The organism is Termitidicoccus mucosus (assembly GCF_038725785.1).
Taxonomy (GTDB): domain Bacteria; phylum Verrucomicrobiota; class Verrucomicrobiia; order Opitutales; family Opitutaceae; genus Termitidicoccus; species Termitidicoccus mucosus.
Genome location: NZ_CP109796.1, coordinates 5,454,742 through 5,480,231, shown reverse-complemented (window position 1 = coordinate 5,480,231; position 25,490 = coordinate 5,454,742). Strand labels below are relative to the sequence as shown.

Genomic DNA, 25,490 nt, shown 5'->3' with positions numbered 1-25,490 from the left:
AAAGGGGGTAAGATGGCGGCACGATTTCTCCTCAGCCCGCCATGAACCTCGCGCTGCCTCTGCTCGAAAACAAATTTCAGACGCTCATCGTCGCGTTCCGCTTTGTTGTTTTTGCAATGATGGTGGTCGGGCTCATCGTGCAGATGAGCCGGGCGCAATACCACCACGCCGATTTTATCCGTCCGGTGGCGCGCGCGCTCACCATCACCGCCCTCGTCGCCTCGATGGGATGGTGGTTTCCATTGGTGGAAAACACTCTCCTCGCCACTGCCGACTACATAAACCCCGAATATTCCGAAAATCCATCGCGCGCGGCCGACCGGATTCGCGAGGCAGCCAGGCCGGACTCCGAGGGCCGCGAATGGTCGTGGCGAAAGCTCAACGAGTCCATCTACCACGCGTTCACCGACGCGCTTTCCTGGATGTTTATCCAGATCAGCACGCTGCTCACCGCGCCGATGATATTACTGCAATACATACTCCGCTGGATCCTCTACCTGCTCACGCCGTTTGCGCTCGGGTGTTTTATGATCCCCGTGTTGAGCGGAATGGCTGTGCGTTTTTTCCAGCAGGTCCTTGCCATCCTTTCGTGGCCCGTCGGCTTCGCCATCACCAATCTGCTGGCCGTCACGATATGGCAGGATTTTCGCGCTGTGGTCGGGGCCAATCCCGCGTCTCCCGAAATGATCGCGTATGCGCCATTCCTCAATAATGCCGGCTGCGTCCTGGCCGGGCTGACCCTGCTCATCGGCACGGTTTCCACGCCGGTAGTCTGCCAGATGCTTTTCGCGCACGGCCACGCGTTCACCGGGCAGACCGCATCGCCGGTCGCGATTGGCCGCGCGGCCTCGGAAATCACCACGCGCGCTGGCGCCGCCGCCCGCATGTTCACCGTGCCCGCGCCATCGGCGGGCGCGTCCGCTCCTCCCCCTGCACGATTCACACCCGGCCTCTGACTCCATGACAACCGACGAACCCGCTCCGTTGCGCAACACACCTGTCGATACGGACAAACCGTTGCCACCTCCTGCAAAACCACCGCGCCCGTGGAATCCGGCGCGCTTGTTTGCGGATTATGCGTTCGCCGCGCGCGTCTGGGCGCTTGTCGCCATCGGCGCGCTCATTCTCGCCGTTATCCAGCCGTTTTTTATCATCAATGCGTATCGCACGCGCGAGCGCGTGGTGATTCTCGACGGCGCGGGGACGTTTTCGATCTCGCCGCTGCTCGGATTCGAGGAGTCCAAAACGCTGCACGAAACGCTGACCATCTGGGCGACGCTCGCGCTGCTCCAACGCAATCCCAGGGCGCTTGATTTTCCCGACCTGCTGCAACGCCTCTACCTCACCGAGGCCTGCGCGCGCGCACAGGGCGATCTTCTGGCCAATCGCGAAGAGTTCGAGGTGAAGCAAATCCATCAAAAACCCGAGGTTTTTAAGATGGATATTCTCCGCACGCGCGAGGACCAGGTCATCGTCAAAGTAGAGGGCCAGCTCGTGCGCACGGGCGTATTCGAGCGGCAGGCTTTCACGGAATCCCCGCGCTTCACCCTTACCCTCACGCTTGTGCGCAATCCCGACATGATCGCCAACAAACGCTACCCGCTCGCCGTATGGAACTACGAATACACTCAAAACTGAACTCCATGTGCGTCACGCTCCTCGCATTGCTGGTTACTCCGGGGTTTGCCGGCGACGCCAAGCCTCACTCCCCCGTCGTCAAGCAACTGCCACTGGACGAGCGCATCGTCTATGAAATCCCCATCTCCACCGACGCGCCCACGACCCTGATGTTTCCCTCTGCGCCGTCCGCGCTGGAGGGCGCGAACATCACCAACAACCCCGACGCTCCCGCACCTGTGCTGATGTCGCACCTGCCGGGCCGGTATTACCTGAGCGTGCGCGCGCTTTTTCCCGATGCGAAGGCCGTGCTCAATGTCATCCTGCAAAACAAAACCTATATCATCCGCCTCGCCGTCGCGCCGCATCCCTACGGTTCGGTCACGTTCTACGAAGACCGTATCACCGGGCGCAGCGCGGCCCTTGCCAAGCGCGCCACACCCGAAGCTCTTCTCGCGCTCCTCGACCGCGCCAAATCCTATCGCCTCGTGCGAGAGCAATATCCCGAGACCGTCTGGCAGGTCGAGCACCGTGCCCCGAATGACAAGACCCAATACCGCGACTTCACCGCGACGGTGGAAGAAGTCTTTCGCTTCGATCCCGAGGACACGCTTGTCTTCAAAATCTTATTAGAAAACACCGGCGACGCCGAGGTTGTTTACCAGCCCCAAGGTCTCGCCGTGCGCATCGGCAACCGCCTTTATCCCGCGTCCATCGCCGACGCTTCCGGGCTGATTCCACCACACGCTGAAACGGTCGCCTACTTTGCCATCACCGGCACCCCGGATGGCGGACGCGCCAATCTCAGCGTGAAAAACAATTTTAACATCATTGTGCCGCGCGTGACCCGTGACGCGCGGCTGCTTGCGCCCAGATGATCAAACGCATCATCAGATTCATAAAAACGCCGCTTGGCAGCGTCGTTTCCGTGATCGTGTTTGTCGTCATCGGCGCGCTGCTCATTCACGGTGAAAACCGTGGTGAGCGCCCAATTGCTGCCGCCGCGCCGCCGGTTCCTCCAATGGAGCGCCACACCATCACCCGTGACGGCCAGCCGCTCAAAGTCCCCGCTCCGCTCACGCCTGTGAATTCGTCCGCCCGCGCCAACCTGCAATCGGGCGATAAAAACATATCGGAAGCCGTTTCCCGTCCGCGCGCAGCCCGTCAGGAAAATCATCCTGACGCGGGCAATCGCAAAGGCCCACCTGTTCTCCCCATCAGTCTTCTCGCTGCAAATAGCGGCATCCCATCCTCCGTTCCCCTGTCACCGAATTACGCGCCCTATGGACGCCTGATCCCCTGCGAAACCATCATCACACTCGAATCGTCGAAAACCGACACGCCGATCATCGGGCTTGTCACCGAGGATGTCTGGCACGACGGACGTCTCATCATTCCCGCCGGCGCTGAAGTCCACGGACGCGCCTCGCAGGATCGCGCCCGCGAACGCATCGCAGCCTCCGGCCAGTGGGTGATTGTCTGGCGCGACCGCACGACTGACAACGGCCTCGAACTCACGCTCAACGGCATCGCCCTCGACCGCGAACGTGACGAGGTTTTGGACGAATACGGCCTTCGTGACGGTTCCGCCGGGCTCGTCGGCCAAATCATCAAGACCGACGACTGGCAGGACATAAAACTCTTCGCCTCGACTTTTCTCGCCGGCATGGCGGGCGGTTTTATGGAAATGCAGGACCAATCCACGGCGCTCGGTGTCACCACGCAAATACCCAGGGCGACCGCGAAAAATGCCGCGCTCGCCGGCACCGCCGACGTCCTCAACGCCTACGCGGCGCAGATCTCCAAAATGATCGCCGAGGAGGGTTTTTATATCCGCGTCCCGGCAGGAAAACAGTTTTATCTCTATGTCACGCAAACCCTCGACAAGGCCGGGGCCGCGCGCGGTGGCAACGGCGGCGCGAAGCTCTGGCAGAAAACCGAGGACACGCCGTCATCGTCCGCCGGTATTCCCCGCTGACACTTCCGATAATTGGTCCAGGCAGCCTTTTCCCGCCATGAACAAAAAACATCTCCTCAAACTCGCTCCGGCGCTCGCCATCGCCGCCGCCCTTCTGGACGGCTGCGCATCTCGTCCGCCGCAACCGCCTCCACCGGCACCGGCCACTGTCGCCGTGCCGGTTTCCGGCACCGAACTCGACCAAGCCAATCTTGAAAAAATCCGCCTCGGCGAAGTGCTCAAGGCATATCCGGTAAACCGGTATGTTGATCCCAAGGATCCAAACGTGCTTCACGAGGCGCATCTCGTTTACCGCAAGGAAGCGTCCGCCGATTGGAATCTCTCGCCGCACGCACCGACGGTCGTGCCGCTCGGCCCGGTTCTCGCCGTTTCCGATCCCGCCGAAAAACCGGCGCCCACAAACGCCGACATCGAGCAGCGCATGAACGCGCAGACCCGCCTCATGGCGGCGCTCACCGAGCAAAACGAAACCCTTATTGCCGAGGTCGCTCGGCTTAACCGCGAGCTCGTGCGCCTGCGCGAGCCGCAAAACACCGCAACGAAAGACAAATGAAAACATCCGCACCACCACAACCCGGCACGCAAGAGCGTGTCGTTGCCAGCCACGGCGGCGACAAATCCGTCGAGCCGCTTCCGGTCATGGACCGGCACCGCTCGATTTTCGAGCAGGCAAAAACTCATCTCGAAAAAACACTCGGCAAATCCCCGACGTGTGAAGACCTCATGCGCCTGTGGCTCGCAACCGCCACCCCCTGGGACGTCGCCCGCGTTTTCGAAAGCGCGGTGCTCGACATCAGCGGCAGCGACCTGCTGCCGCTTCCCGGCGAGGACTACAACCAGAGCCTGCTGGCTCTTTAACCGGCAGTTCCACGGACCAACCAAAACATCAATACCCACCAATCATGGCACTCAAAGACGCAATTGCGAAAAAACGGCAGCAGGAAGCGGAGGCTGGCATCCGCCACAATCCCGAGATCGACGCGAAGATCGACAAGTTCATCCAGGAAAATCCGGAGTTGCATGCCAAAATCTCCGCATATTCACACGATGAACTTGTTCGCAAGCGCATATATGACATCATGCGCACCAACGAACAACGCCAGGGCTTCCGCGAGGAAGTCCGCCAGTACGTCGAGGCGAATCCCGACATCAAGCAGGAAGTCGAACGGCGCATGAAACGCATCCCCGAGGCGCAACGCGAGGGCGCGTTTACGCGCATCGCGCGCAGTGCAATCGCGACGGCCGGCATGCGCCAGGGGCAAACCGCTGCCGCGGGCAATCCCTACTGACCGCATCGCAGCATTCCCGGCACGGATAATCCGGCGAAGCCGCCGGGTTATCCGTGTTTGTTTCCGAACATCGAAAACAATGACATTCATCGAAAAAATCCTCGCCACGCTTTCCGATGCCGATGACAGGGCCGGGGTGGGGCAATTTCTGTCGCTGCTGCGCCGCGTCCCCGGCCTGCGGCAGTGGTATCGCGCCGTCTCGCTCGACACGATGGCGCGCCAAAGGCTCGACGCCTATCTTGACGGCAAAATGACACCTCTGCCCAACGCATGTGCCGGACGCCGCCTGCTCAAATGGCTGGCGGGCGCGACTGCTGCCACGGAAGACGAGGCGGCAGATTTGAAGCGGTATAAAATCGCACCCGCGAATTTTGGCGGGCTGTCGCGCTCACAGATTTTTGCGCTTATCCGCCGGTATCAGGCGGGCAGGATTGATTGCGCGTCATTTTTGATGATGCTTGCATGGCGGCGCGAACTCGCCGGCGGCGCTGGCGGCCAAGTCATCAGCCCGGCGACTGCCGCCGCCACGATGCAGTTCCTTGGCGAAGCCGTGGCCGGCGGCCGGTCACGACTTTTCCATCACCTCGCGCTGGCCGCGGAGTTTTTCGACGGGCAGGCAATCGGGGCGGTCAAAGGCGCGCAGTTTGGCCACTCCGCATGGTGGAAGCTCAATCTTCTCGGCTACATGCTCCATCACCCGAGACCGGCATACCGGACCGGTGAGTTTGAGCGATTCCTCGCCGGTCTGAAACTTGCCGTCGATCCCGCCGATATCCGCCGCTTTTGCCGCCGGCACAAGATTGCACGCGACACGCGTCCCGGCAGGCCGAAACGGGCATGACAAAACAGGTTTGCCGAATGGCTGGCATGCCTGGAGTCAGTCTGCGAACTGAGAATGCAGAATCGGAATGCCTTGGATTGGAGGTTGATTTCTTACTAAAAAATGTATTCTTACTTGACAATAAGAATATGGAAATTGGTAAGAAATGCATTGTCCGGTATCGCTCCCAGCTCCCTGGTGAGTTTGCGAGCCTTGTCGCCCAGGATGCCAGATTGAAAAACCTTAAATTGAACTCAGGTGCGCAGCCAACGACGGCTAGGTTCGAACTGGACGGTCAGACACATCGCTTCACGCTGCAATTTTTGCTGTCCCCGACCATTGATGACATACCGACGGCCGAACTCGACTCGTCAACACATCCGCTCCTTGTCGTGCCAAGGCTGTCGCCCGTGTTCTTGGATACGTGCCAGCAACGGCATGTCAGTGTCGCCGATCTGAACGGCCAGGTTTATCTCCGTGCCCGGAATTTCCTGCTGTCTTTGCCGAGTCTGCCCGGCCGCGACATCCGGTTCGAGCAGGAACCCCGAAACATCTTTGGCGGCAAGAGCGCCCGCATTGTCCGCAGCCTGCTTTCCGACCCGAAGCGCACATGGCGGCAGGCCGATTTGGTGCTGCGCGCCGGCGCCACGTCGGGGCTGGTCTCGCGCATCGTCACGCACCTGACGCAACAAGGCTACCTCAAGAAGACGGATGCCCGCCGTTTTCATATCGTTTCGCCGCCGGCGTTGCTGGATGCATGGGCACAGGCGGATGATTTCGCCCGGCGCACGACAACACATCGTTTCACGACGTTGAATGCCGACCCTCTCCGTCTGGCGAAAACAATCTCCAGCGCGCTCGCAAAAACAAAAATCCAATACGCCTTCACGCAATGGATCGCCGCATGGCTCCGCCAGCCTTACACCGAGCCGCCCGTCGTGTCGCTTTATATTTCTCATCTGCCGCCACAGGCTATCCTGGACCAGCTCGGATTTCAGGCGGTCGGCGATGCCGGTCGCGTCTGGTTTCATGTCCCGTCCGACGAAGGCGTGTTCCGCGAGACACGCGGTGTTCAGGATTTGCCGCTCGCCGCGGATGCGCAGATTTATCTCGATCTGCTGGAAACCGGATTGCGCGGTCCCGAGCAAGCGCAAGCGCTCCGTGACTGGCCCGGCTTTTGCCTTCCATGAAATACGAAACCTATGGCGAATACGACCCCCGCGCAGTCGCACAAACCCATCCGGCCTTTCTTACGGTGTGGTCTGCCTTGGGCAGTTATCACGACGATCTCGTGCTCCTGGGCGGACTCGTTCCCCACTATATCTGCAAGCATCCGACAGGTGACGCAGCGTTGCCGCATCCGGCGACGCTTGACGTGGACTTCGGCGTGGCGCTGGGCGCAACTGCCGGCCAATACGGCACGCTCTCCTCGGACTTGCGCGCACAAGGTTTTCGTCCGAGCGAAAAGCAACGCGGGCGTTTTGAAAAGGCATGCGGCGGATTCACACTCTATGTTGATTTTTTGGTCGAGGACGGGGACAGCCCTCGCGGCACCCGCATGGTGGATGATGTGTCGGCAAGCGTGATGCCCGGCGTGGTTCGCGCGCTCGCCACGGCTCGCCAGATTCCCATCGAGGGCGCCGATCTTTTCGGCGCCCGTCAAAAAATGACGGCCCGCGTCTGCGATGCCGGGGCGTTTCTTGTTTTGAAGCTCCGCGCTTTCCTGCACCGGCAGCAAGGCAAGGACGTCTTCGATCTGCTCTACACCCTGCTGCACTATGATGGGGGCACGCAGGCCGCAGTGGAGTCATTTGCACGCGAATCAAAAGCGAAAAATCCCGCATTCGCGGACGCCCGCACCGCGCTGGAAGAATTGTTCGGCGATGAGTCTGGACCCGCTCCGATAAAGGCCGCCCATTTTGTGTTCGGCGCGCCGCGGACCTCGGACACCGACGATATCAGGCTTCGCCGCCTGCAGGTGCAGCAAGACACGCAATTCGCCGGCCGAATGCTCCTGCAGGCGATTGAGTCGTGAGCGATGTTGCGTACATCGTAAGAGTAGGCATATGATGATCATCGCAAATTTACATCCAAAACTTGGATACTTGATCGGCAAATCAAAATGTTGCCCAAATGTTGCCCAAAATGATGTTTTTTGCTTCACTTTTCAGCATCATCGTGCTCTCATTTTCACGTTTTAAACCATTAACAATCAACTAAGTCCCGATCTTTCGGCAACATAGCAAAAAGTCAGGACAGCGTTCGAATCCCCGTGGGGACGCCATCTTAATCGAAAATCGGACCAAAACCGAGATCGTGAAAGATGGACGCTAACTCGTTGATAACAGTGAGGAAACAAAAAACGCCTATCTTTCACGATCTGACTCAAAAGTCCGATTTTGGTTATAAGAGCTGCCCGAATTTGGGCAAAAGCGCGTTTTTCGCCGGGATCGTGAAAGATACGTCGGCCTGAAATTTCCCGTCTGTTCTGCGAGTGTTTCGATACTCAAACGAACATCATCAGGGCCGAGGCCAAGTGGATCGCCTTCCAAAAGATCCTGGAGGTTTTATGCAGACGATCCCCACCCGAAGTTTTCCGCCTTGGAGGCCGCCCGGTTCCGGTCGCGATCTCCATGCGCGTTTCCACGATTGATCAGGTGGGCGGACGCTTCGACTCTTGCGAAAGTCAGGAGGAACTGGCGCGGCAACACATTGCGCGGAACGCACACAAGGGCTACTATCTGAGCGGCGTTTTCCCGGACCCGGCGTATTCCGGCGGCTCAATGAAACGGCCCGGCATGCAGGCGCTCATGCGGCACATCGAAGCCGGGCGCGCCGAAGTGGTGCTGATCTACAAATTCGAGCATATGCGGCGAAGCACGGACGAGTGGGCGTCTTTTCGCGCGTTCCTGAAGCGGCACAACTGCCGCCTCGAAAGTCCGGTGGAGGATCTCTCCGAGAAGACTGCGATGGGAAGATTCAACAACAACATGCGGGCGAACCTAGCCGAATACCACCGGCTCGACACGGCGGAAAAGGTCCGCGTGAAGATGCGGCTGCAAGCGGAACGCGGCATTTGGAACAGCGGGCAGATTCCGTTTGGCTACGATTACAACCGCGACACGCAGACCCTACAGGCAAACACGGCCGAGGCCGCGATCGTGCGCAAGATCTTCGACTCGGCAGCGCAGCTCGTATCACTCACGGAGATTGCCAACACGCTGAACGCCGAAGGCCACCGGACAAAGGCGCGCGTGTTCCAGCGTCGCGACGGCTCCCGCGTGGAAGTCGGCGCGCGGCGTTTCCGCACCGATCACCTGCATAAAATCATCCGTAATCCGATCTATCTCGGCCGCCTCCGTTTCCGCGGTGAGGAGTTTGCCGGCAAATACGAGGCGCTGGTCTCTCGTGACCTGTGGGACCGGGCAAATGCAGCTGTCGCGAAGTCGCTCAAACCGGACATCCCCCGGTGGCAGGCCCGCGATAAGCACGTTCACTTGCTCAAAGGGATCGTGTTCTGCGGTTGCTGTCAGCACGCCATGATTCCCGATTTTGGCGGGAAACTCGATACGGCGGGGCGACCTTACCGCTACTACACCTGCGGCGCCGTGCACCGGGACAAATCGGACATGTGCCCTATTCGCCACCTGCCGGCGGGCGTGCTCGAGAATGCTGTCTTTGGCTTGATGACGGCCATGGGCCATCGTGAGGAAATCGTGCAATGCACGATCAACGGCACGAAGCGGTGCACACAAAACACCCGCACGGAATTGCGGAGGCGCATCGGCGAAGTCGAGGACGAGCTAGGACCTGTTAGCACTATTGAGGAGTAGCCAAGAGAGAGCGAAGGAGACGAAAGAGCGGAAGAGGACATCGAGCTTGTCGTAGCGGGTGAAGACGCGACGGAAGCCCTTGATGCGGCGGAAGAGGCGCTCGACGTGGTTGCGCTGGCGGTAAAGTGCCTGGTTGAGTTTCCAGGGTTTTCGACGCAACGGGTTGGGCGGGACGACAGGCTTGAAGCCGAGCAGGCAGGCCAAGCCGCGGGTTTCGTTGCCTTCGTAGGCCATGTCCATGGCCAGGGCGCATCCATGCCTCGGGCATCCCAACTCGCCAATCAGCTCGCGTCCCTCGGGTCCGTCGCCGTTCTGCCCGGGCGAGAGGCGGAAGCCGAGGGCATGGACATCATTCGCGGCAGCCAGATGAATCTTGGTGTTCCGGCCTCCTCGTGATTTGCCGATCGCCTGAGGCCCGTTTTTTTCTCCGCCCCGGTCCCATCGGGGTGGACCTTCACGCTGGTACTGTCCAGCGACACCACCTTCAGCTCCAGATGCACCAGCCCTTCCTTCTGCAGCCGCTCGAACACCCGGTCCCATACTCCGCTTTTGCTCCAGCGATTCATCCGCGTGTAGATCGTGTGCCAGTTCCCAAACCTCTCCGGCAATCTCCTCCATTTGCACCCGTTCTCCGCCACATACAGCACCCCGTTTAGAAAGCTCAGCACATCAATGCTCACATTGCCCCGCTCCACCGGCAGGCTGTCCTTGATTCTCTCCAGGTGTTCCTTCGTCAGTTCCATTCCTCTCCTCATACGCATAAATCACCGTCAAGTGCAATTAATGTTAACACGCCCTAAAGCAAATCACACGTCGGCTCACCAACTGCATTGAAGCCATTGCCGCCGGTGGGACCGAAGCGATCACGGACGAACTGCGCGCCAAAGCCACGGCACTCAAGGCCGATAAGGACCAGTTGATGGTCGAGGGCGAGCGTCTGCGGCAGGAGCTTACAGTCCACGAACTCGGTGGGACGCCCGCCGTCTTGCGGAAGCACTTACCCGGTTTCACGAATTGTTGCCGCAACTGGCTCCGCAGGAGCAAAGAGACTTGGTAGGTCTGTGCGTTGAACGTGTGGAAGTGCGAGCCAAGTCCTCTGTCGTCCGGCCCGACGAGGACCGGCAGATCGAAATCCGGCTGCGTCTTCACGCGGCGCAACTGGTCGCGGGGATGGAGGAGCGCGTCGTCGTCCGCGTGCGCGAGGCACGTCTCGCTCCGATCACCCACCGGGTGATGACCATTGACAGTCGCGTGAACTTGGGGAGTTCGCAACGCCCCACCCGAATCCTGACGCCTTTCAACGAGGTATTGGCAGCGGCTTCGGCGACGTCCGTAACGCGAAAAGAACCAGCGATACGGCATCTCTTGCATCTGGCGATAGCTTGGCAGCGCAAACTCGAAAACAAGCCCGACATGAGCCATGCAGCGCTCGCGCGGCGGAAAAAAGTCTCCGAGCCCACGGTCAGCCGAACGCTCCAGATGCTGCGGCTGTTGCCGGAAATCCAAGCAATCCTCCTTCAGTTGAAGCAACGCTCCGATCTGCGGCGTTACAGCCTGAACAAGATGGTGGCGCTCGCCGCCCTGCCACCCGAGGAGCAACGGCAAGGCTTCGCCAAGCTCTCGCTCTGACATCCTCATCAAATTCACCGCAACTCGGCCAAGTCACGTCCCATCCCAAATCAACAAAAATGTAACCTACCATGCCACTCCGGGATTTCAGCAAATACCATATGGGATTGCATGGCCTTCGTTTACCAACGTTTGCGGTAGCCGAGGTTGATACTTCAGGGGCGCTTGTAATACCGGGCTGTGGCGTATTCGTAGTCCAGATACATTTGGCTTAAGTCGTTATGCGGTAGCTCGCACCCACGCCGAACTCCACCCGCTTCCCGTCGTAGGTCGGGGAGAGGTGCTTGTCGTGGGCATGCAGCATGCCGCCAGTCGAATCGACCGCAGCCGCGCCGAACTTGCCATAGGAATGCCAGCGGCTGCCATCTGGCGGCCGAAGCGCACCAGGGCGCGGTATTACGCGGAGCGGAGACTGTCCGGCTTGACCTGGAGGCGGAGGTTGTCCGGCGAGGTCTCGAAACTCCATCCGTGCTTCCGTGAATAAAAACCCCGCCTCTTGGGCGGGGTTTTTATTATTCGTTTTAAAAACGTGCCCGCAAGGAGGCCGTTCCGCGTTTTTCTAGTGGAAACACCAGGGGCTTTTCAAGACGGAGGTCCTGCCGTATTCGTAATCCAGATACACCTGACTAAGGTCGTTGACCCAACAGGCTGCACCCGCGCCAAGCGCCACCCGTCAGCCTTCCGCCCTCATGAAATGCCGCCGGGCTGGGCGGCAAATTCATCTGGCGAGTGTCTCACGTCTTGTTGGTAACATTGCCCTTGGTGGGACTATGGCGCGCAATGGAGATCAAAAAGCACCGTCCAACATTTACATACATATGCATTAATATATTCACCAATCATTTACCAAAGTCATATGGGCTTAGGACTTAAGGACAAACTGGCGCTGATAACAGCATCCTCGGGCGATATCGGTTTTGAAATCGCCCGGGTGCTCGCTCTCTCTGGGACTGAACATATAATTGCAACATCGGGGTATTTTCTGACCTACCGGAATACGCCTGTCTTCGCCTAACTACGAACGCGCTGTCTTGTCCTATTATTTGGAATTGCCGCGAGGCGTATATTCCCCATGCTAATTCCTTTGGTAATGGATTCTGCCAACCCGCCTCCTGCGGGAAAACTGCCCGACGAAAGTTGGCGCTGATGACTCCTACGGCGAACTGACGCCCTAGGAATCATCATGTCTCTATACTTCTGGATATTTTTCGGCAGTGGTCTCGGTGGAGTAGCGCGGTTCGCGCTTTCCGGCCTGATTGCACATCGTTTTGGCGAGACGTTCCCTTGGGGCACGTTTGTGATCAACATCTCGGGCTCGTTCCTGATCGGGTTTATCGCGCAGTTCACCGCTCCCGAGGGGCGCCTCCTTGTGAGCGGCACCGTCCGGCAGTTTCTCATGACGGGAATTATCGGCGGCTACACGACCTATTCGTCGTTCAGCCTCCAGACCCTAGCCCTCGCCCGCGATGGCGAATGGTTCCGAACCGGCGCCAACGCGCTGGGTACGTTCACACTTTGTTTCCTCGCCGTGTGGCTCGGGCATCTCTGCGCCGCCTGGCTTGACACTATGAAGGGTTCTTGACCATGCAGATCCCGACCGAATCCACACTCCTACGCATTTTTATCGGCGAATCCGACCGCCACGAGGGACAACCGCTCTACGAAGCCATCGTGCTTAAGGTTCGCGAAACCGGCCTAGCCGGTGCGACCGTACTCCGCAGCCCGATGGGATTTGGTGCGGCGAGTCGTCTGCGCACGGCAAAGATCCTGCGGCTCTCCGGCGATCTGCCAATCATCGTCGAGATCGTCGACGATGAGGCGAAGATCAATGCCTTCCTGCCGATTCTGGACACCATGATGGGCGGCGGACTCGTCACCCTCGAAAAGGTCCGCGTGATTCACTACCGCCATGAGAACGGCGCGACAAAGAAGAAGGACGCCGCGTCGTGAAGTCGTTGTTCGATATTCGGGAACACTGCCTAAGCCTGCGACAGCTCCTTCTCTGGACGTTGCTCGTTATCCCGGTGGGCATCCTTTCCGGTTCGGCGAGTGCGCTGTTCCTTTGGTCGCTGGACGCGGTGACACACCTCCATTGGCAACATGAGGGGCTGCTGATCCTGCTGCCGGTGGCGGGCCTCGTAGTCGGTTGGATCTACCAGCGGGTGGGCAAATCCGCCGAGGGCGGCAACAACCTCATCATCGATCAGATTCACGAACCCGGCGGCGGCGTGCCCTCGCGCATGGCTCCACTGATTCTCGTGAGCACACTCGCCACGCATCTGTTTGGTGGTTCGGCAGGCCGCGAAGGCACGGCCGTGCAGATGGGCGGAAGCCTGGCGAGCGCCTACGGTCGCCTTTGCCGGTTCGGCACGGAGAACATGCGCGTGCTGCTCATGGCCGGCGTGGCGGCAGGATTTGGTTCGGTTTTCGGAACGCCGCTCACCGGTGCGATCTTCGCGATGGAGGTACTCGTCATCGGGCGCCTGCAATACGACGCGCTCATCCCGTGCTCGTCGCCAGCATGGTCGGTGACTTCACTTGCTCGGCGTGGGGCCTTCATCACTCGATTTACCACATCGGGATAGCCGACGGCGCGAGCCTCCATGCGACGTTCGATGGCCCCCTCCTCGCCAAGGTCGTGCTTGCCGCGATGGCGTTTGGTCTCACGGCCAAACTCTTCGCGGAGCTGACGCACGGTCTGCAATACGGCCTCAAGAAGATCGCGCCGTCAGCGCCGCTTCGTGCCGCATTGGGCGGAGCGTTGGTGATCGGGCTCGTCTATCTCGCTGGCACGCACGACTACCTTGGGCTCGGCGTGCACGGACGCACGCCCGAGTCCGTGACGCTGCTTTCGGCCTTCAAAGAGGGCGGTGCCACGCCATGGAGTTGGTGGTGGAAGCTGCTGTTCACGGCGGTGACGCTCGCAGCCGGATTCAAGGGCGGCGAAGTCACTCCGCTGTTTTTCATCGGCGCTGCGCTTGGAAACACCCTCGCTGCATTCCTCGGTGCTCCGGTCGATCTTTTCGCCGGACTCGGCTTTATCGCTGTGTTCGCCGGTGCGACCAATACGCCGCTGGCCTGCACGATCATGGGCATCGAACTCTTCGGTGCGCACTACACACTCTATTTCGGAGTCGCGTGCTTCGTCGCATATTACTTCAGCGGACACTCCGGCATCTACATGGCGCAACGTCTCGGTGTGCCGAAGAAGAACCGCGCTTCGCTGCCTCCCGATCTCACGCTGCGCGAACTGCGCGAATTGCGCGGCGAAGCCTCGGCTCCGATCTTGTCCGCCTTCGCCGAGCGGCTGCCGTTCTTAAGCGAAGACTCCTTCAACCACGAAAACATGAAAAGCCACCATATCGTCACCCGCGAGATCGGTAAAATCCGCATCTACCTCACGCCCCGCGACCGGCTTCCGGCCAAGGGCTTTTGGGACAAACTCAACGCCAGGCCCATCTATCGGGAAATCATCAAGGCCGCGAAAGCCGCCGGACTGAACAACGCCGCCGCGTTTATGACGCACTACGGTTTCACCAACGGTGGCAACGTCCAGGCAGAGGGCGTCGAGACTTCGAACCCGAACCTGACCCTCTGCGTCGAGCTCATCGACCACAAGAACAAGCTCGAAGAGTTCTGCCGTCGCCACGGCGCTTTGCTCAAGGGCAAGACCATAGTCTACAAACACGTCCAGCACTGGGATGTGCGCGGCAGCGAAGTGATCGAGAAAGATACCTCGCCCGACGAGGTGATCGATGGTGCGGCAAAGCTCCCAAAACTCTCCGAACGAAAATGAAACCAGCCACGCTCATTCTACTCCTCGTCGCGGTGTTTCTTACTGCGACCTTGGTAACCGCATTCGGGCTCACGTTCTTTGGCCCGACCGATGCGGCGCCTTCGTCCGCGCTCGCGCGGTTTGCCCACAACGCTCTGCACTACGGCTGGGCAGCTGGCGTTACGGTTACAGTCGTGTTCCTGTTCACCCTGAAAAAATCCCGCAAGGGCAACGCTCCATGAAATCGAAAACCATGAACTCCAGATCCGTTATTCGCGGTGTCGTCGCGCAGGAAATTCTCGATTCACGCGGCAATCCGACCGTCGCTGTCACGGTCACGCTCGTCAATGGGATCGTCGCGACCGCGTGCGTGCCTTCGGGGGCTTCGAGGGGAATCCGCGAGGCGTTGGAGCTGCGCGATGGCGACGCCAAGCGCTACGGCGGAAAAGGCGTGCTGAAGGCCGTGGCCAACGTGAACAAGATCATCGCGCCAAAGTTGCGCGGAAAGTCCCCGGCCGAACAACGCGAGATCGACACGCTGTTGTGCGCACTCGATGGCACGGAAACTAAGGCGAAGCTCGGGGCCAATGCGATCCTCGGCGTGTCGATGGCCGTCTGCCGTGCCGCCGCACAGGCGTCGGGTATTCCGCTCTACGCCCACTTGCGTCGGCTGCACGGTGCGAAGGCCCGCGCGCCGTTCGTCCTACCGGTTCCGATGATGAACGTGCTCAACGGAGGCGCGCATTCGACCAACAACGTGGACTTTCAGGAGTTCATGCTCTTCCCAATCGGCGCGCCGACGCTTTCCGAAGCGCTGCGATACGGCGCGGAGACATTCCACACATTGAAAAAGCTCCTGCAGAAACGCGGGCTCGTGACGGCGGTCGGCGACGAGGGCGGCTTCGCTCCGAATCTGAAATCCAACGATGAGGCGGTCGCCATCATCGTGGAGGCGATTCGCGGGGCGGGCTACACGCCCGGCAAGGATATCGCCATCGCGCTCGATCCGGCGGCGAGCGAGTTCTTCGACGAAGGTTCCTACGTCTTCAAAAAGACCGACGGCTCTCGCAAGACACCGGCCGACATGATCGCGCTGTATCGCCAGTGGGTGAGGAAGTATCCCATCGTCTCGCTTGAGGACGGCATGGGAGAGGAGGACCGCGACGGGTGGCGCGCAATCACCAAGGCGCTCGGGAAGAAACTTCAACTCGTCGGAGACGACAACTTCGTCACCAACCCGAAGATTTTTGCCGAAGGCATCCGCGACGGGATCGCCAACGCGATTTTGATCAAGCTCAACCAAATCGGCACCGTGTCGGAGACGCTCGCGACCATCGCTCTGGCGCAGAAGAACGGTTATGGCGCGGTCATCTCACACCGCTCTGGCGAAACGGAAGACACCTTCATTGCCGACCTCGCGGTCGGAACCTGCGCCGGCCAGATCAAGACCGGTTCGCTCTGCCGTTCCGAACGCGTCGCGAAATACAACCGGATCCTTGCAATCGAGCGCGAACTGGGCACAAAGGCCCGCTTTGGCCAACCTGCCGCGTAAACCATGGAGCCCTCCGGCAAAAGTCCTTGTCCGCGTTGGCTGAACTCGACCGTGCTCGGCATCGGGCTCGCGTCGCTGCTCAGCGACTGGTCGCACGAGATCGCGACGACTGCGATGCCGGCGTTTCTCGCGACGATGGGTGTCGCCGCCGCCTGGGTCGGATTGATCGAAGGCGTGTCGGATGGATTGTCGAGTTTCGCGAAGCTGGCCTCCGGCCACTGGACGGATCGCCTGCCGCGCCGAAAGCCGATCATGGTTATCGGCTACCTCGTCACCGCGCTGGGCACGGCCGGCTTCGGACTCGCGACGACGGCGTGGCACGTCCTGCTCGCGCGCGCGACGGCCTGGCTCGGTCGCGGCACACGCACGCCCGTGCGCAAGGCGCTGCTCGCCGCGGCCGTCACTCGCAAAACCTACGGACGCGCTTTCGGTTTCGAGCGCATGATGGACACGCTCGGTGCCATTGTCGGTCCAGCGACCGCGTTTTCCTGCTCAACGCACTCGGGCACGACTACGCGCGGCTCTTCTTCTGGACACTCGTGCCCGGCCTCGCGGCGGTGGCTGCCATCGTGTTTCTCGTGAAGGAAAAGCAACGCACGCGTGTGGCCAGCGTGTCGTTCCGCGATGGGCTGCGCCAACTGCCCGTGCGTTACCGCAAGTTTCTTGTCGCAGTCGGCTTGTTCGGCGCAGGCGACTTCGCGCACACGCTGCTCATCCTGCTCGCGGCGCAATCACTCTCGCCGACCTTGGGCACAACCGGGGCCGCCAGTGCCGCGGTCGGCCTCTACGTCGCGCACAATGTTTTCTATGCGGGCTTCGCGCTTCTGGCGGGTTGGCTCGCCGACCGCGTGAGCAAGCCAAAGCTGCTCGCGGCCGGCTATGGACTGGCCACGCTGATGGCGCTCGCGATCGTCGCGCTGCCGCTCGGACCTTGGGTGTTGGCCGGCGTTTTCATTCTCGGCGGAGTCTATGTCGCCATCGAGGAAACGCTGGAGGATTCGTTCTGCGCCGAACTGGTGGGCGAGGAACAGCATGGCATGGCTTTCGGTGTCCTCGCCACCGTCAACGGGGTGGGAGATTTTCTCTCGAGCGTTATTGTGGGTGCGCTATGGAGCGCGTTCGGGATTTCGGTCGCGTTTAGTTACAGCGCGGTGCTGTTCGCGACCGGGGCGTTCTTGGTTCTCAGAGCAGGTTCGGCGGAAGACGCGAAAAAGGCGTCCGGGTGATCCGTCCACCGTGATGCGCGAGGATTACGCGCTCCGCTCGGCTTTCAGCTTCGCGATCTGCCGAAGATTAACGTGTGCGCGTGATCGCGCGAGCTGACTACGCTTCTTTACAGCCGCGCTCGTAGACATCGGTGCATCTGGAAAACGTGCAATACCTGCTACTCCAGTCTCGAAGAGAGGTGGGACATAGCCGTGACGTCCAGTGGCGGGACCAGTTGAAATCGAGGCTGAATTTTTCTGGGTTCCACCTCGTTTGCCGGGGGGAAACCGCGTTGTGGCTGTGCATCTGATTGATGAGAGCGTGCTCGGGAAGCCGGCCTGCATTGACGCACTGAGCCAGTAAGCGCACATGCCCTCGAAATATACGAAAGCCCTATCTGAAATCAGGGTGGATTGTCGTTGTTTGTGTAAAAATCATGCAGGACTTGCCAGGCTTGTTTGCGCTCGCCGGTTTCGCTGATAAGACCTTTGCGGTTCCAGTAGTTTTGATAGTCCGCCCGGAAACGCCGAGGAGAGCGAAAGTCCTTTAGTATCCACGGCGAGAGCCCCTTGATCCATGGCGTTCTGGATGCTCCAGCGAGGGTTTGCTCATAAAACCATGCCTGATACTCCTCCGTCCAACGCGATTCTTTTTGCCCACGTGTTCCGCATTTCGCATCGGTGCCAAATTCCGAGAGAAGCAGTGGCTTGTGGTAGATTGTGCGCCAAGTGACTGAGGGAATGTCCGCAGGCGAGAGAGCGCCATACCAACCAATATAGGTGTTGTAGGCGAGAACGTCGAGGTGCTCGCCGAGCGGATCATCGATCACTATTTCGCGGTCGGAGCCATTTGGGCTGCGGTTTAGCGCAGCAGAGATGAGGCGCGAGGGGTCCTGGGCGCGAGCGTCGGCGATCAGTGTGCGGAGGAATGCGAGGCGGGCGGAGGTGAGCGGGGTTTCGTTGGCGACACTCCAAATGATAACGGAGGCGCGGTTTTGGTCGCGCGCGATGTTATCAGATTGCATACGGCGCGCGAGTTTGAGTGTGTGCGGATCGGTGTAGGGGATGTCTTCCTGATAGACGGGGATTTCACTCCAAACAAGCAGACCGAGCTCATCGGCAAGGCGCGTCATCTTTTCGGAATGTGGATAATGCGCCAAGCGCACGAAATTGCAGCCGAGAGCCTTGGCCTCGGTGAGCAGGCGGCGGGCGTCGTTCCAATCGAGTTTGCGTCCACCATCATCTTCCCGGATGCCGATGCGTTCTTCGTGGATGGAGATGCCCCGAAGGAAGATGGAACGTCCATTGAGAATGATATCATCGCCGCGCACGGCGATGGTGCGGAAGCCAATGCGGTCTTCGATGCGGTCGGTGTCGGTCGCAATGATGACGGCATAGAGTTTTGGCGATTCGGGGGACCAGCGTGCGAGTGCGCCGGGTGCGGGGAAAAGCTTGAACGTGGCGCAGCCTTGTGCGTCGGTGCGCACGATGGTTTCGAGTTTTAACTCGGGGATGCGGATGGTGACCGCAGCGTCGGCTGAGTGCGCGCCATCGAGCCGCACGGTTGCGGTGATGATTTCCCGCCCGGCGTGTTCAGACAACGCGAGGCTATAGTGTTGGATGAACGACCCGGGAGTGATGACGAGCCAGACGGGACGAGTGATGCCTCCGTAATTGAACCAATCAGCATCGGAGCCGGGCACATTGCCGAATTGGCGTTTGCTATCCACTCCGACGACGAGCGAGTTGGCGCCGATTGCTTTTAGTCTGCCAGTGACCTCAAAGGCAAATGGCGTGAAACCACCTTCGTGCACGCCGAGCTTCTCACCATTTAGATAAATGTGTGAACGGTAGTTGGCGGCCTCGAAGTAGAGAAACACGCGCTGGCCCGGCGCGAGCTGCGCAGGCGCGGCGATGTGGCGGCGATACCAAGCGAGTCCTTCATACCAGAAGAGGCGCGGATTGGATTGCGTGTTCCAGTCTCCGGGGACGGTGATCGCGGGAGCGGAATCCCAGTCGTATTCGACGAGAAGGCCGCCAAGAGGCTGCTGCTTTTCATCCCTTGGAATGGTGTAGCGCGGGTATTGGTTGCGCAAGCCGCGTTCGACCGGATCGACCAAAAAACGCCAGGAGCCGGAAAGATCGATGCGTTCGCGCGCGTAGAGATTGTGCGGGAGCGGAGCGGTGCCGTGGGTTTTCAGTTCGTCATTTGTGGGCGGGATGCTCATGAAAATCGAGGACGGGGCGTCTTGCGCATATGCCGCGCATGCCAGGAAGACAAAAAGGATTATCAACCGACGCAGGCCGCCGGGATTTGGGAGGGACATGCGATCATCCTGCTTGTTTTGTGCGCATTTGGAAAATCGGCAGATATTCTTACTGTTGAATGAATACCCCGAAGCATCCCACGGTCAGTTGCACAGCGGCGCAGAAATCCATCCTTCAGCGCAATGCCATGCGAAAACATTCAATTTACGACTTGCTCATATTGTAGAATGGCTATGCTTCACTTCCATGCCCGCCCCGAATTCCAACCGCCGCGTCACCATGCGCGATATTGCGAAGGTGGCGGGTTGCCATTATACGACCGTGTCGCTCGCATTGCGCAATCACCCGGGATTGCCGAAAAAAACCTGCGAGCGGTTACGCGCACTCGCTGACAAGATGGGCTATGTGCCTGATCCGATGCTTGCGTCATTGACGAGTTACCGCACGTCGTTGCGACCTGCCTCATTTCGCGCAGTTATCGGCTGGATCACGAATCACCCGACGCGCAATGGCTGGCGGAACGTGAAAATTTTTGAAGATTATTTCCTCGGGGCTGAAAAACGCGCGCAGTCGCTTGGCTACCAGTTGAAAGAGTTCTGGCTGCGCGAGTCGGACATGACGACAGAGCGTGTGTCGCAGATTTTGCGCTCGCGCGGAATCAACGGACTCATCGTCGCGCCGCAACCGGAGGCGACGATGGCGGTCGATATCGACTGGTCGCTTTTTTCCGCGGTCGCAATCGGCTATTCGTTGACGCGGCCTCATCTGCATCTGGTGTGTCCGAATCAATATCGCGGCATTCGGATGGCGATGAGCGAGATCGCGGCACGCGGCTACCAGCGTCCAGGATTTGTGATGGCGCGGACGAGCGACGAGCGCGTCGAAAATAATTGGTCTGCTGGTTTTTTGACAAGCCAGCACATGCTACGCGACGAGGATCGTGTGCCGCCGCTTTTGCTCGATGCGTGGGATAATACCCGGTTCAAGGAGTGGCTGGCCCAACACAGGCCCGACGTCCTCATCACAAAGTACGAGGAAGTGCCGGTGGCTTTGCAGCGGATGAAATATGCCGTGCCGCGCGATATTGGCGTGGTGTTTCTCACGCTGGTCGAGCCGGGCGGCAAACGATCCGGCATTTATGAAAATCCGGGGAAAGTGGGTGCGGGGGCGTTGGAGCTTGTGACCTCATTGATGCGTCAGGGCGAACGAGGGATTCCCGACGCACCGCAGCAGTTATTGATCGAAACGTCCTGGATCGAGGGGCAGATGGTACGCAAGGCTCGCGGCGCTTCCAAAGCTGAAAGGACACGGGCAGGCAAATGACGCGGCTACCGGCAACAACACCGGACGGGGGCGCCCCTGCTTCCGGTTTCCGCTGGGTGATGTGCGGACTGCTGTTTCTTGTCACGGCTAATAACTACCTCGATCGCCAAGTGTTGGGTGTGCTGGCGCCGGAGTTGATTCACGAACTGGGTTGGAGTGCGGCGGATTATGCGGATGTGGTGTTTTGGTTCCAAATTGGTTTTGCGATCGGGTTTCCATTCATGGGGCGTTTTGTCGATGCGGTCGGCACACGCATGGGATATGCGCTGGCCGTCGTAGTGTGGAGCGTGGCGGCGGGGCTGGGCGGCGCGGCCAGCTCGGTGGCCGCGATGAAACTGACGCGCTTTGTTTTTGGTTTCAGCCAGTCAGCCAACATGCCCGCAGGAAATAAGACCGTGGCGGAGTGGTTTTCTCCGAACGAGCGCGCGCTGGCGATCGGTGTATTCAAGGGCGGCTCAAACATCGGCGCGATGCTGGTGCCGCTGGTGATTCCATGGTTGTATGCGGGGTGCGGCTGGCGGATGAGTTTTGTGGCGGTGGCTGCGACAGGGTTTGTGTGGGTGGCATTGTGGCTGCGTCTGTATCATACGCCCGGTGCCGGTGCTGCGCGTCCCGTTTCACCGGGCCATGTTCCTTGGAGTGCCTTGCTGGCGCGGCGTGAGACCTGGGCCTATATGAATTTCAAGTTCATGACTGACGCGGTGTGGTTTTGGTATCTGGCGATGCTGCCGCTTTTTTTGAGCCAGCGTTTCGGGCTGCAGCTGAGCGATTTTGGAGCGCCGCTGGTAATCGTATATGCGCTCGGCTATGCGGGAAGCGTGGGGGGAGGATGGATTTCCTCGCGATGGATTTCGCGCGGATGGGATCTCACTCGCGCGCGCAAGACCTCGATGTTTATCTTTTGCGCGATGACCGTGCCGGTGATGCTGGTCACACAGTTTTCGAGCATGTGGGCGTGCGTTTGCCTGATCGGACTGGCGCACGCGGCGCATCAAGGGCTGGCGTCCAACCTCTTTGCGATCGTATCGGATGTATTTCCAAAGCAGGCGGTGGCATCGGTCATCGGGCTGGGCGGATTTGCGGCGCAAGTTGGAGCGGCGTTGATGACGCTTGCAAGCGCCTGGGTGCTGCGGAAACAAGGCAACATGCTGATGCTGTTTTTTGTGGCAGGCTCAGTGTATGTCGTCGCGTTTTTCGTTTTCCATTTGCTCGTGCCGAAACTGAAGACAGTTGAACTGCCAATCACTCCCATCAATCCACCGCGCCTGCCGAGCTGAACGGAGCGTCGTTGATGGTGACATTTTCGACGCGATAGTTCCGGACATGGCGGATTTCGGGCGGCTTGGCGGCACGGGCTACCCTTATGTTGCGCAGTGTGACGTTTTCGAGTTTTGCCGCAGGAACGCCGACGGTGGAAATCGGGGAAACGGCTTCGTCGCAGCGGATGTTCTCGAAGAGGAGATCGCGGAAGACCGGAGGGAAGTTTCCTCCGCGGTAGCCGTGATAACCGGTTGTGACCTGGATAAGGGCACTGGTTTTCCCGACCGTGACACCGCGCACCGCCACCCGTTCGACGGCGCCGCCGCGGTCGAGATTGGCCTTGATGTTGATTGCTGATTTGGCGCTGCCCATGCGCAGGGATTCGGCAAAGATGTTGCGTACGCCGCCGGACATTTCGCTGCCGATGGCGAGGCCGGAACCGGAGGTGGGAGCATGCATTTCACAGCGGCGGATAACCACGTTTTCCGAAGGGCGTCCGATGCGCCAGGCGTCCTGATCGCGTCCCGATTTGATGGCGATGCAGTCGTCGCCGGTCTTGAATACGCAATCTTCCACAAGGACATCGGTGCAGGACTCAGGATCGAAGCCATCGCTGTTGATGTGAGGGCTGTCCACGTGGATGCGGCGGATGGTGATGTTATTCGAGGCGATAGCGTGCGTGACCCAAAAAGGCGAGTTGATGAAGCGCGGTCCGTCGATGAGGATATTGGAGCAGGCGAAGAATTGCACGAGCGGCGGACGCAGCCAGTGCCCTGCGCCAAACACACGCTGCGGGAGAGGCACGCCTTCGGCGCCCATTTTGCGCAAGGCCTTCTGGTCATCCGCCTGGCGCGGACGCCATTTGACGAAGGTGTCAAGCGCGTTGCCGTCGATGAGACCGGCGCCGGTGATGGCGACATTGCTTGCCTGATAGGCATAGATGAAGGGCGAGTAATTATAGACCTCGGTGCCTTCCCAGCGCGTGAGTACGACAGGAAGGTAAAGGCCGGGGTCGTCGGTTTTGAAACGGAGATGCGCACCGTCTTCGAGGTGGAGATGGACGTTGCTTTTGAGGTGGAGCGGCCCGGCGAGGTTCCACTCTCCGCGCGGCACGATGACGCGCCCACCGCCGGAGGCATTGCACTGGCGGATGGCTTCGAGGAATGCGGGACGGGCATCGGCGGTATTGCTTGGGTCGATACGGAAATCACGCTTCGGGAATACGGGCGGGTGGATCCGTGCGAGGATTGCGGCGACGGCCTCGTCGGCGCCTAATGAAGAATTGCCGGCAATCGATATGGATGGTGTTTGCGCGAAAAGGGGGCGACGCAGGGCAAGCGTTGTGGCAGCGATGCCGGCAGTGGTGAGGAAATGGCGACGATTCATGGTGCGGATATTAGTCGATAGCGGGAAGTGATCGTGCAGCTTTTTTCTTTTTGGCCTTGCTGGTGCCAAGGGTGGGATCGCGCTTGATGGTTGAGATGTGAAGCACGGCTTCGAGTTGTGCGTGAAGTTGCTGCACGAGCGCGGCATGCTCGGCACGTCCGGCGATGTTATAATCTTCAGTGGCATCGGTTTCGTGGTCGTAGAGTTCGCGCGCGAGCGTTTCGGCATTCGGGCCGAGCCATTCGGTGTAACGGTGGCGGTCGGTGCGGATTGAATACCCCATGATACCGCCGGAGCGGAGATACTGGCTGAACGCGGCGGGCGCCCATTTGCGAGCAGGCGACTCGATGAGGGGGACGAGGCTTTTGCCTTCGGCACCTGCGGGAGCAGGCAGGCCGCAAAGTTCCGCGAGCGTGGGATACACGTCGACAAACTCGACGAGGGCGCGCGTTTTTTGCCCTGCGGTTTTGGCGCCGGGCGCGGAGATGATAAGCGGGGCATGGGTGGCCTGTTCGAAGTTGGTGTGCTTTGTCCACTGGCCATGGTCGCCAAGGTGCCAGCCATGATCGCCCCAGAGGACAACGATGGTGTTTTCGGCGAGTCCTTGTTGTTCGAGGGCGTCGAGGAGGCGGCCGATTTGCGCGTCAAGATAACTCACGCAGGCATAGTAGCCGTGAATCATACTGCGCGCTTGTTCGTCGGTGAGCGGGCCGGTGGCGGGAATGCCAGCGTATTTGCGGAGTTCGCTCCATGTGGTGCGTGAGTAGGGTGTTTCGCCAGCGGTGGGCCGGCGGTAATTTTCCGGAAGGCGGACGTCTTCGGGACAATAGATGTCCCAATATTTTTTCGGCGCGGAGAATGGCAGGTGCGGCACGAGGAAGCCGACGGCGAGAAAGAAAGGCTGATCATTCTGGCGGCGGGCTTGGGCGAGAGAGCCAAGTGTTTTGACCGCTTCGGTGGCGACAGAGCCATCGGTCAGGCTGTTGTCGGGAACATCGGGTGATTCCCAAGGAAGCCCGGCGATTTTGGCACCGGGTTTGTTTTCGGCCAAACGTTTGGCGAGAATTTCGCGCGCGGGCGGGCTATAGCGTGCGGCGGCCTTGAAGGTGTTTTGAATGGTCCAAGATTGCGGGTCGTCGTAGCCGGGATGAAAGATTTTGCCGAGCGACTGCGTAGTGTAGCCATGCTGCTTGAAATATTGCGGGAGCGTAACGACATCGGGAATCGCTTCGCGGAAGTGTGTGACGAGATCGTAGACCTTGGTGGTGTCGGGGCGGCGTCCGGTAAGCAGCGAGGTGCGAGAGGGGCTGCAGACGGCTTGCTGCGCGTAGGCGCGCTGGAAGACGAGGCCGCGCTCGGCAAGGCGGTCGATGTTGGGTGTGCGGACGACCGGATCGCCGTAACAGCCGAGGACGGGCTTAAGGTCATCGGAAACGATAAAAAGGACGTTGAGGTTTTGCGGTCCGGCTGTTGCGGGCGAGGCGTGCGGTTGTACGGCGGGGAGGAATGTGGCGGCGGCGGAGAGTGCGGTGAGGGTGCGGATGCGAGGCATGAG

The 25,490-nt window shown here is 59.8% G+C and carries 26 protein-coding genes and 1 pseudogene; 22 read left to right on the top strand and 5 right to left on the bottom strand.

The features are described 5' to 3' along the window. Positions 1-41: 41 nt before the first annotated feature. The 11 genes from OH491_RS19080 (at position 42) to OH491_RS19030 (ending at position 9,537) form a co-directional block, all read left to right on the top strand. Positions 42-956, top strand: coding sequence for a type IV secretion system protein (locus OH491_RS19080; protein ID WP_068770053.1), 915 nt, complete (start codon positions 42-44; stop codon positions 954-956). Between the two features lie 4 nt (positions 957-960). Continuing rightward, positions 961-1,638: a hypothetical protein gene (locus OH491_RS19075; protein WP_084442112.1), complete on the top strand. Its 678-nt coding sequence runs from the start codon at positions 961-963 to the stop codon at positions 1,636-1,638. Between the two features lie 5 nt (positions 1,639-1,643). Next, the gene (locus OH491_RS19070) at positions 1,644-2,495 is read left to right on the top strand and encodes a hypothetical protein (protein ID WP_068770055.1); all 852 of its coding nucleotides are present in this window, start codon (positions 1,644-1,646) and stop codon (positions 2,493-2,495) included. Further along, on the top strand, positions 2,492-3,595 hold the full coding sequence (locus OH491_RS19065; RefSeq protein WP_068770056.1) for a TrbI/VirB10 family protein: 1,104 nt from the start codon (positions 2,492-2,494) through the stop codon (positions 3,593-3,595). The genes OH491_RS19070 and OH491_RS19065 overlap by 4 nt, the downstream gene beginning before the upstream one ends. Before the next feature lie 37 nt (positions 3,596-3,632). Further along, on the top strand, positions 3,633-4,148 hold the full coding sequence (locus OH491_RS19060; protein WP_068770057.1) for a hypothetical protein: 516 nt from the start codon (positions 3,633-3,635) through the stop codon (positions 4,146-4,148). Beyond that, positions 4,145-4,453: a hypothetical protein gene (locus OH491_RS19055; RefSeq protein ID WP_068770058.1), complete on the top strand. Its 309-nt coding sequence runs from the start codon at positions 4,145-4,147 to the stop codon at positions 4,451-4,453. The genes OH491_RS19060 and OH491_RS19055 overlap by 4 nt, the downstream gene beginning before the upstream one ends. 44 nt (positions 4,454-4,497) lie before the next feature. Beyond that, the gene (locus OH491_RS19050) at positions 4,498-4,884 is read left to right on the top strand and encodes a hypothetical protein (RefSeq protein WP_068770059.1); all 387 of its coding nucleotides are present in this window, start codon (positions 4,498-4,500) and stop codon (positions 4,882-4,884) included. A 79-nt stretch (positions 4,885-4,963) separates the two neighbouring features. Then, positions 4,964-5,725, top strand: coding sequence for a hypothetical protein (locus OH491_RS19045; RefSeq protein ID WP_068770060.1), 762 nt, complete (start codon positions 4,964-4,966; stop codon positions 5,723-5,725). Then, on the top strand, positions 5,722-6,894 hold the full coding sequence (locus tag OH491_RS19040) for a type IV toxin-antitoxin system AbiEi family antitoxin (RefSeq protein ID WP_084442113.1): 1,173 nt from the start codon (positions 5,722-5,724) through the stop codon (positions 6,892-6,894). The genes OH491_RS19045 and OH491_RS19040 overlap by 4 nt, the downstream gene beginning before the upstream one ends. Beyond that, a complete protein-coding gene (locus tag OH491_RS19035; RefSeq protein ID WP_068770062.1) occupies positions 6,891-7,739 on the top strand; it encodes a hypothetical protein in 849 nt (282 codons plus the stop codon). The genes OH491_RS19040 and OH491_RS19035 overlap by 4 nt, the downstream gene beginning before the upstream one ends. A gap of 598 nt (positions 7,740-8,337) precedes the next feature. Continuing rightward, positions 8,338-9,537 carry a recombinase family protein gene (locus OH491_RS19030; RefSeq protein ID WP_068770063.1) on the top strand — a complete coding sequence of 400 codons (1,200 nt, stop codon included), beginning with the start codon at positions 8,338-8,340 and terminating at the stop codon, positions 9,535-9,537. Here the strand turns inward: OH491_RS19030 and OH491_RS19025 are convergent. Beyond that, a protein-coding gene (locus tag OH491_RS19025) for an IS5 family transposase (protein ID WP_145928461.1) occupies positions 9,508-10,280 on the bottom strand; the annotation gives its coding sequence in 2 pieces (ribosomal slippage) (positions 9,508-9,965 and positions 9,965-10,280; 774 coding nt in all). The genes OH491_RS19030 and OH491_RS19025 overlap by 30 nt on opposite strands. Before the next feature lie 271 nt (positions 10,281-10,551). Here OH491_RS19025 and OH491_RS19020 point away from each other — a divergent pair. Continuing rightward, the gene (locus OH491_RS19020) at positions 10,552-11,166 is read left to right on the top strand and encodes a hypothetical protein (protein ID WP_068770065.1); all 615 of its coding nucleotides are present in this window, start codon (positions 10,552-10,554) and stop codon (positions 11,164-11,166) included. A 211-nt stretch (positions 11,167-11,377) separates the two neighbouring features. Here OH491_RS19020 and OH491_RS19015 read toward each other — a convergent pair whose 3' ends face one another. Then, positions 11,378-11,632, bottom strand: a complete 255-nt coding sequence (locus OH491_RS19015) for a hypothetical protein (RefSeq protein WP_145928745.1) — start codon at positions 11,630-11,632, stop codon at positions 11,378-11,380. 717 nt (positions 11,633-12,349) lie between these two features. Here OH491_RS19015 and crcB point away from each other — a divergent pair. The 8 genes and pseudogenes from crcB to OH491_RS18975 all read left to right on the top strand — a co-directional run bounded on the left by crcB (position 12,350) and on the right by OH491_RS18975 (position 17,719). After that, complete coding sequence (gene crcB / locus OH491_RS19010; RefSeq protein ID WP_068769256.1) at positions 12,350-12,748, top strand: fluoride efflux transporter CrcB; 399 nt, start codon at positions 12,350-12,352, stop codon at positions 12,746-12,748. Positions 12,749-12,750: 2 nt separating this feature from the next. Beyond that, positions 12,751-13,116: a DUF190 domain-containing protein gene (locus OH491_RS19005; protein WP_068769812.1), complete on the top strand. Its 366-nt coding sequence runs from the start codon at positions 12,751-12,753 to the stop codon at positions 13,114-13,116. Continuing rightward, positions 13,113-14,269, top strand: a pseudogene (locus tag OH491_RS28235) (voltage-gated chloride channel family protein); the annotation flags it as partial. The gene OH491_RS19005 and the pseudogene OH491_RS28235, both read left to right, overlap by 4 nt. Next, a complete protein-coding gene (locus OH491_RS28230; RefSeq protein ID WP_425429202.1) occupies positions 14,255-14,962 on the top strand; it encodes a DUF190 domain-containing protein in 708 nt (235 codons plus the stop codon). The pseudogene OH491_RS28235 and the gene OH491_RS28230, both read left to right, overlap by 15 nt. Then, positions 14,959-15,183 carry a hypothetical protein gene (locus tag OH491_RS18990; RefSeq protein WP_068769255.1) on the top strand — a complete coding sequence of 75 codons (225 nt, stop codon included), beginning with the start codon at positions 14,959-14,961 and terminating at the stop codon, positions 15,181-15,183. The genes OH491_RS28230 and OH491_RS18990 overlap by 4 nt, the downstream gene beginning before the upstream one ends. Beyond that, positions 15,180-16,493, top strand: coding sequence for a phosphopyruvate hydratase (gene eno, locus OH491_RS18985; RefSeq protein WP_342750628.1), 1,314 nt, complete (start codon positions 15,180-15,182; stop codon positions 16,491-16,493). Before OH491_RS18990 ends, eno begins: the two co-directional genes overlap by 4 nt. A 3-nt stretch (positions 16,494-16,496) precedes the next feature. Further along, on the top strand, positions 16,497-17,075 hold the full coding sequence (locus tag OH491_RS18980) for an MFS transporter (RefSeq protein ID WP_342750627.1): 579 nt from the start codon (positions 16,497-16,499) through the stop codon (positions 17,073-17,075). Beyond that, positions 17,033-17,719 (top strand): MFS transporter, encoded by a 687-nt coding sequence (locus OH491_RS18975; RefSeq protein ID WP_342750626.1) that lies wholly within the window; start codon positions 17,033-17,035, stop codon positions 17,717-17,719. The genes OH491_RS18980 and OH491_RS18975 overlap by 43 nt, the downstream gene beginning before the upstream one ends. Positions 17,720-18,102: 383 nt before the next feature. On the opposite strand, the gene OH491_RS18970 is transcribed toward OH491_RS18975, so the two are convergent. Beyond that, the gene (locus OH491_RS18970) at positions 18,103-19,926 is read right to left on the bottom strand and encodes a glycoside hydrolase family 2 TIM barrel-domain containing protein (protein WP_084442312.1); all 1,824 of its coding nucleotides are present in this window, start codon (positions 19,924-19,926) and stop codon (positions 18,103-18,105) included. A 154-nt stretch (positions 19,927-20,080) separates the two neighbouring features. Here OH491_RS18970 and OH491_RS18965 point away from each other — a divergent pair, with 154 nt between their 5' ends. Both OH491_RS18965 and OH491_RS18960 read left to right on the top strand, forming a co-directional pair. Then, positions 20,081-21,289: a LacI family DNA-binding transcriptional regulator gene (locus OH491_RS18965; RefSeq protein ID WP_334319258.1), complete on the top strand. Its 1,209-nt coding sequence runs from the start codon at positions 20,081-20,083 to the stop codon at positions 21,287-21,289. A gap of 59 nt (positions 21,290-21,348) precedes the next feature. After that, positions 21,349-22,566, top strand: a complete 1,218-nt coding sequence (locus OH491_RS18960; RefSeq protein WP_334319259.1) for an MFS transporter — start codon at positions 21,349-21,351, stop codon at positions 22,564-22,566. Here the strand turns inward: OH491_RS18960 and OH491_RS18955 are convergent. Continuing rightward, complete coding sequence (locus tag OH491_RS18955) at positions 22,541-23,935, bottom strand: glycoside hydrolase family 28 protein (protein ID WP_334319260.1); 1,395 nt, start codon at positions 23,933-23,935, stop codon at positions 22,541-22,543. The two genes, OH491_RS18960 and OH491_RS18955, sit on opposite strands and share 26 nt — an antisense overlap. A gap of 10 nt (positions 23,936-23,945) precedes the next feature. Next, positions 23,946-25,487 (bottom strand): sulfatase, encoded by a 1,542-nt coding sequence (locus tag OH491_RS18950; protein ID WP_068770069.1) that lies wholly within the window; start codon positions 25,485-25,487, stop codon positions 23,946-23,948. Between the last annotated feature and the right edge of the window lie 3 nt (positions 25,488-25,490).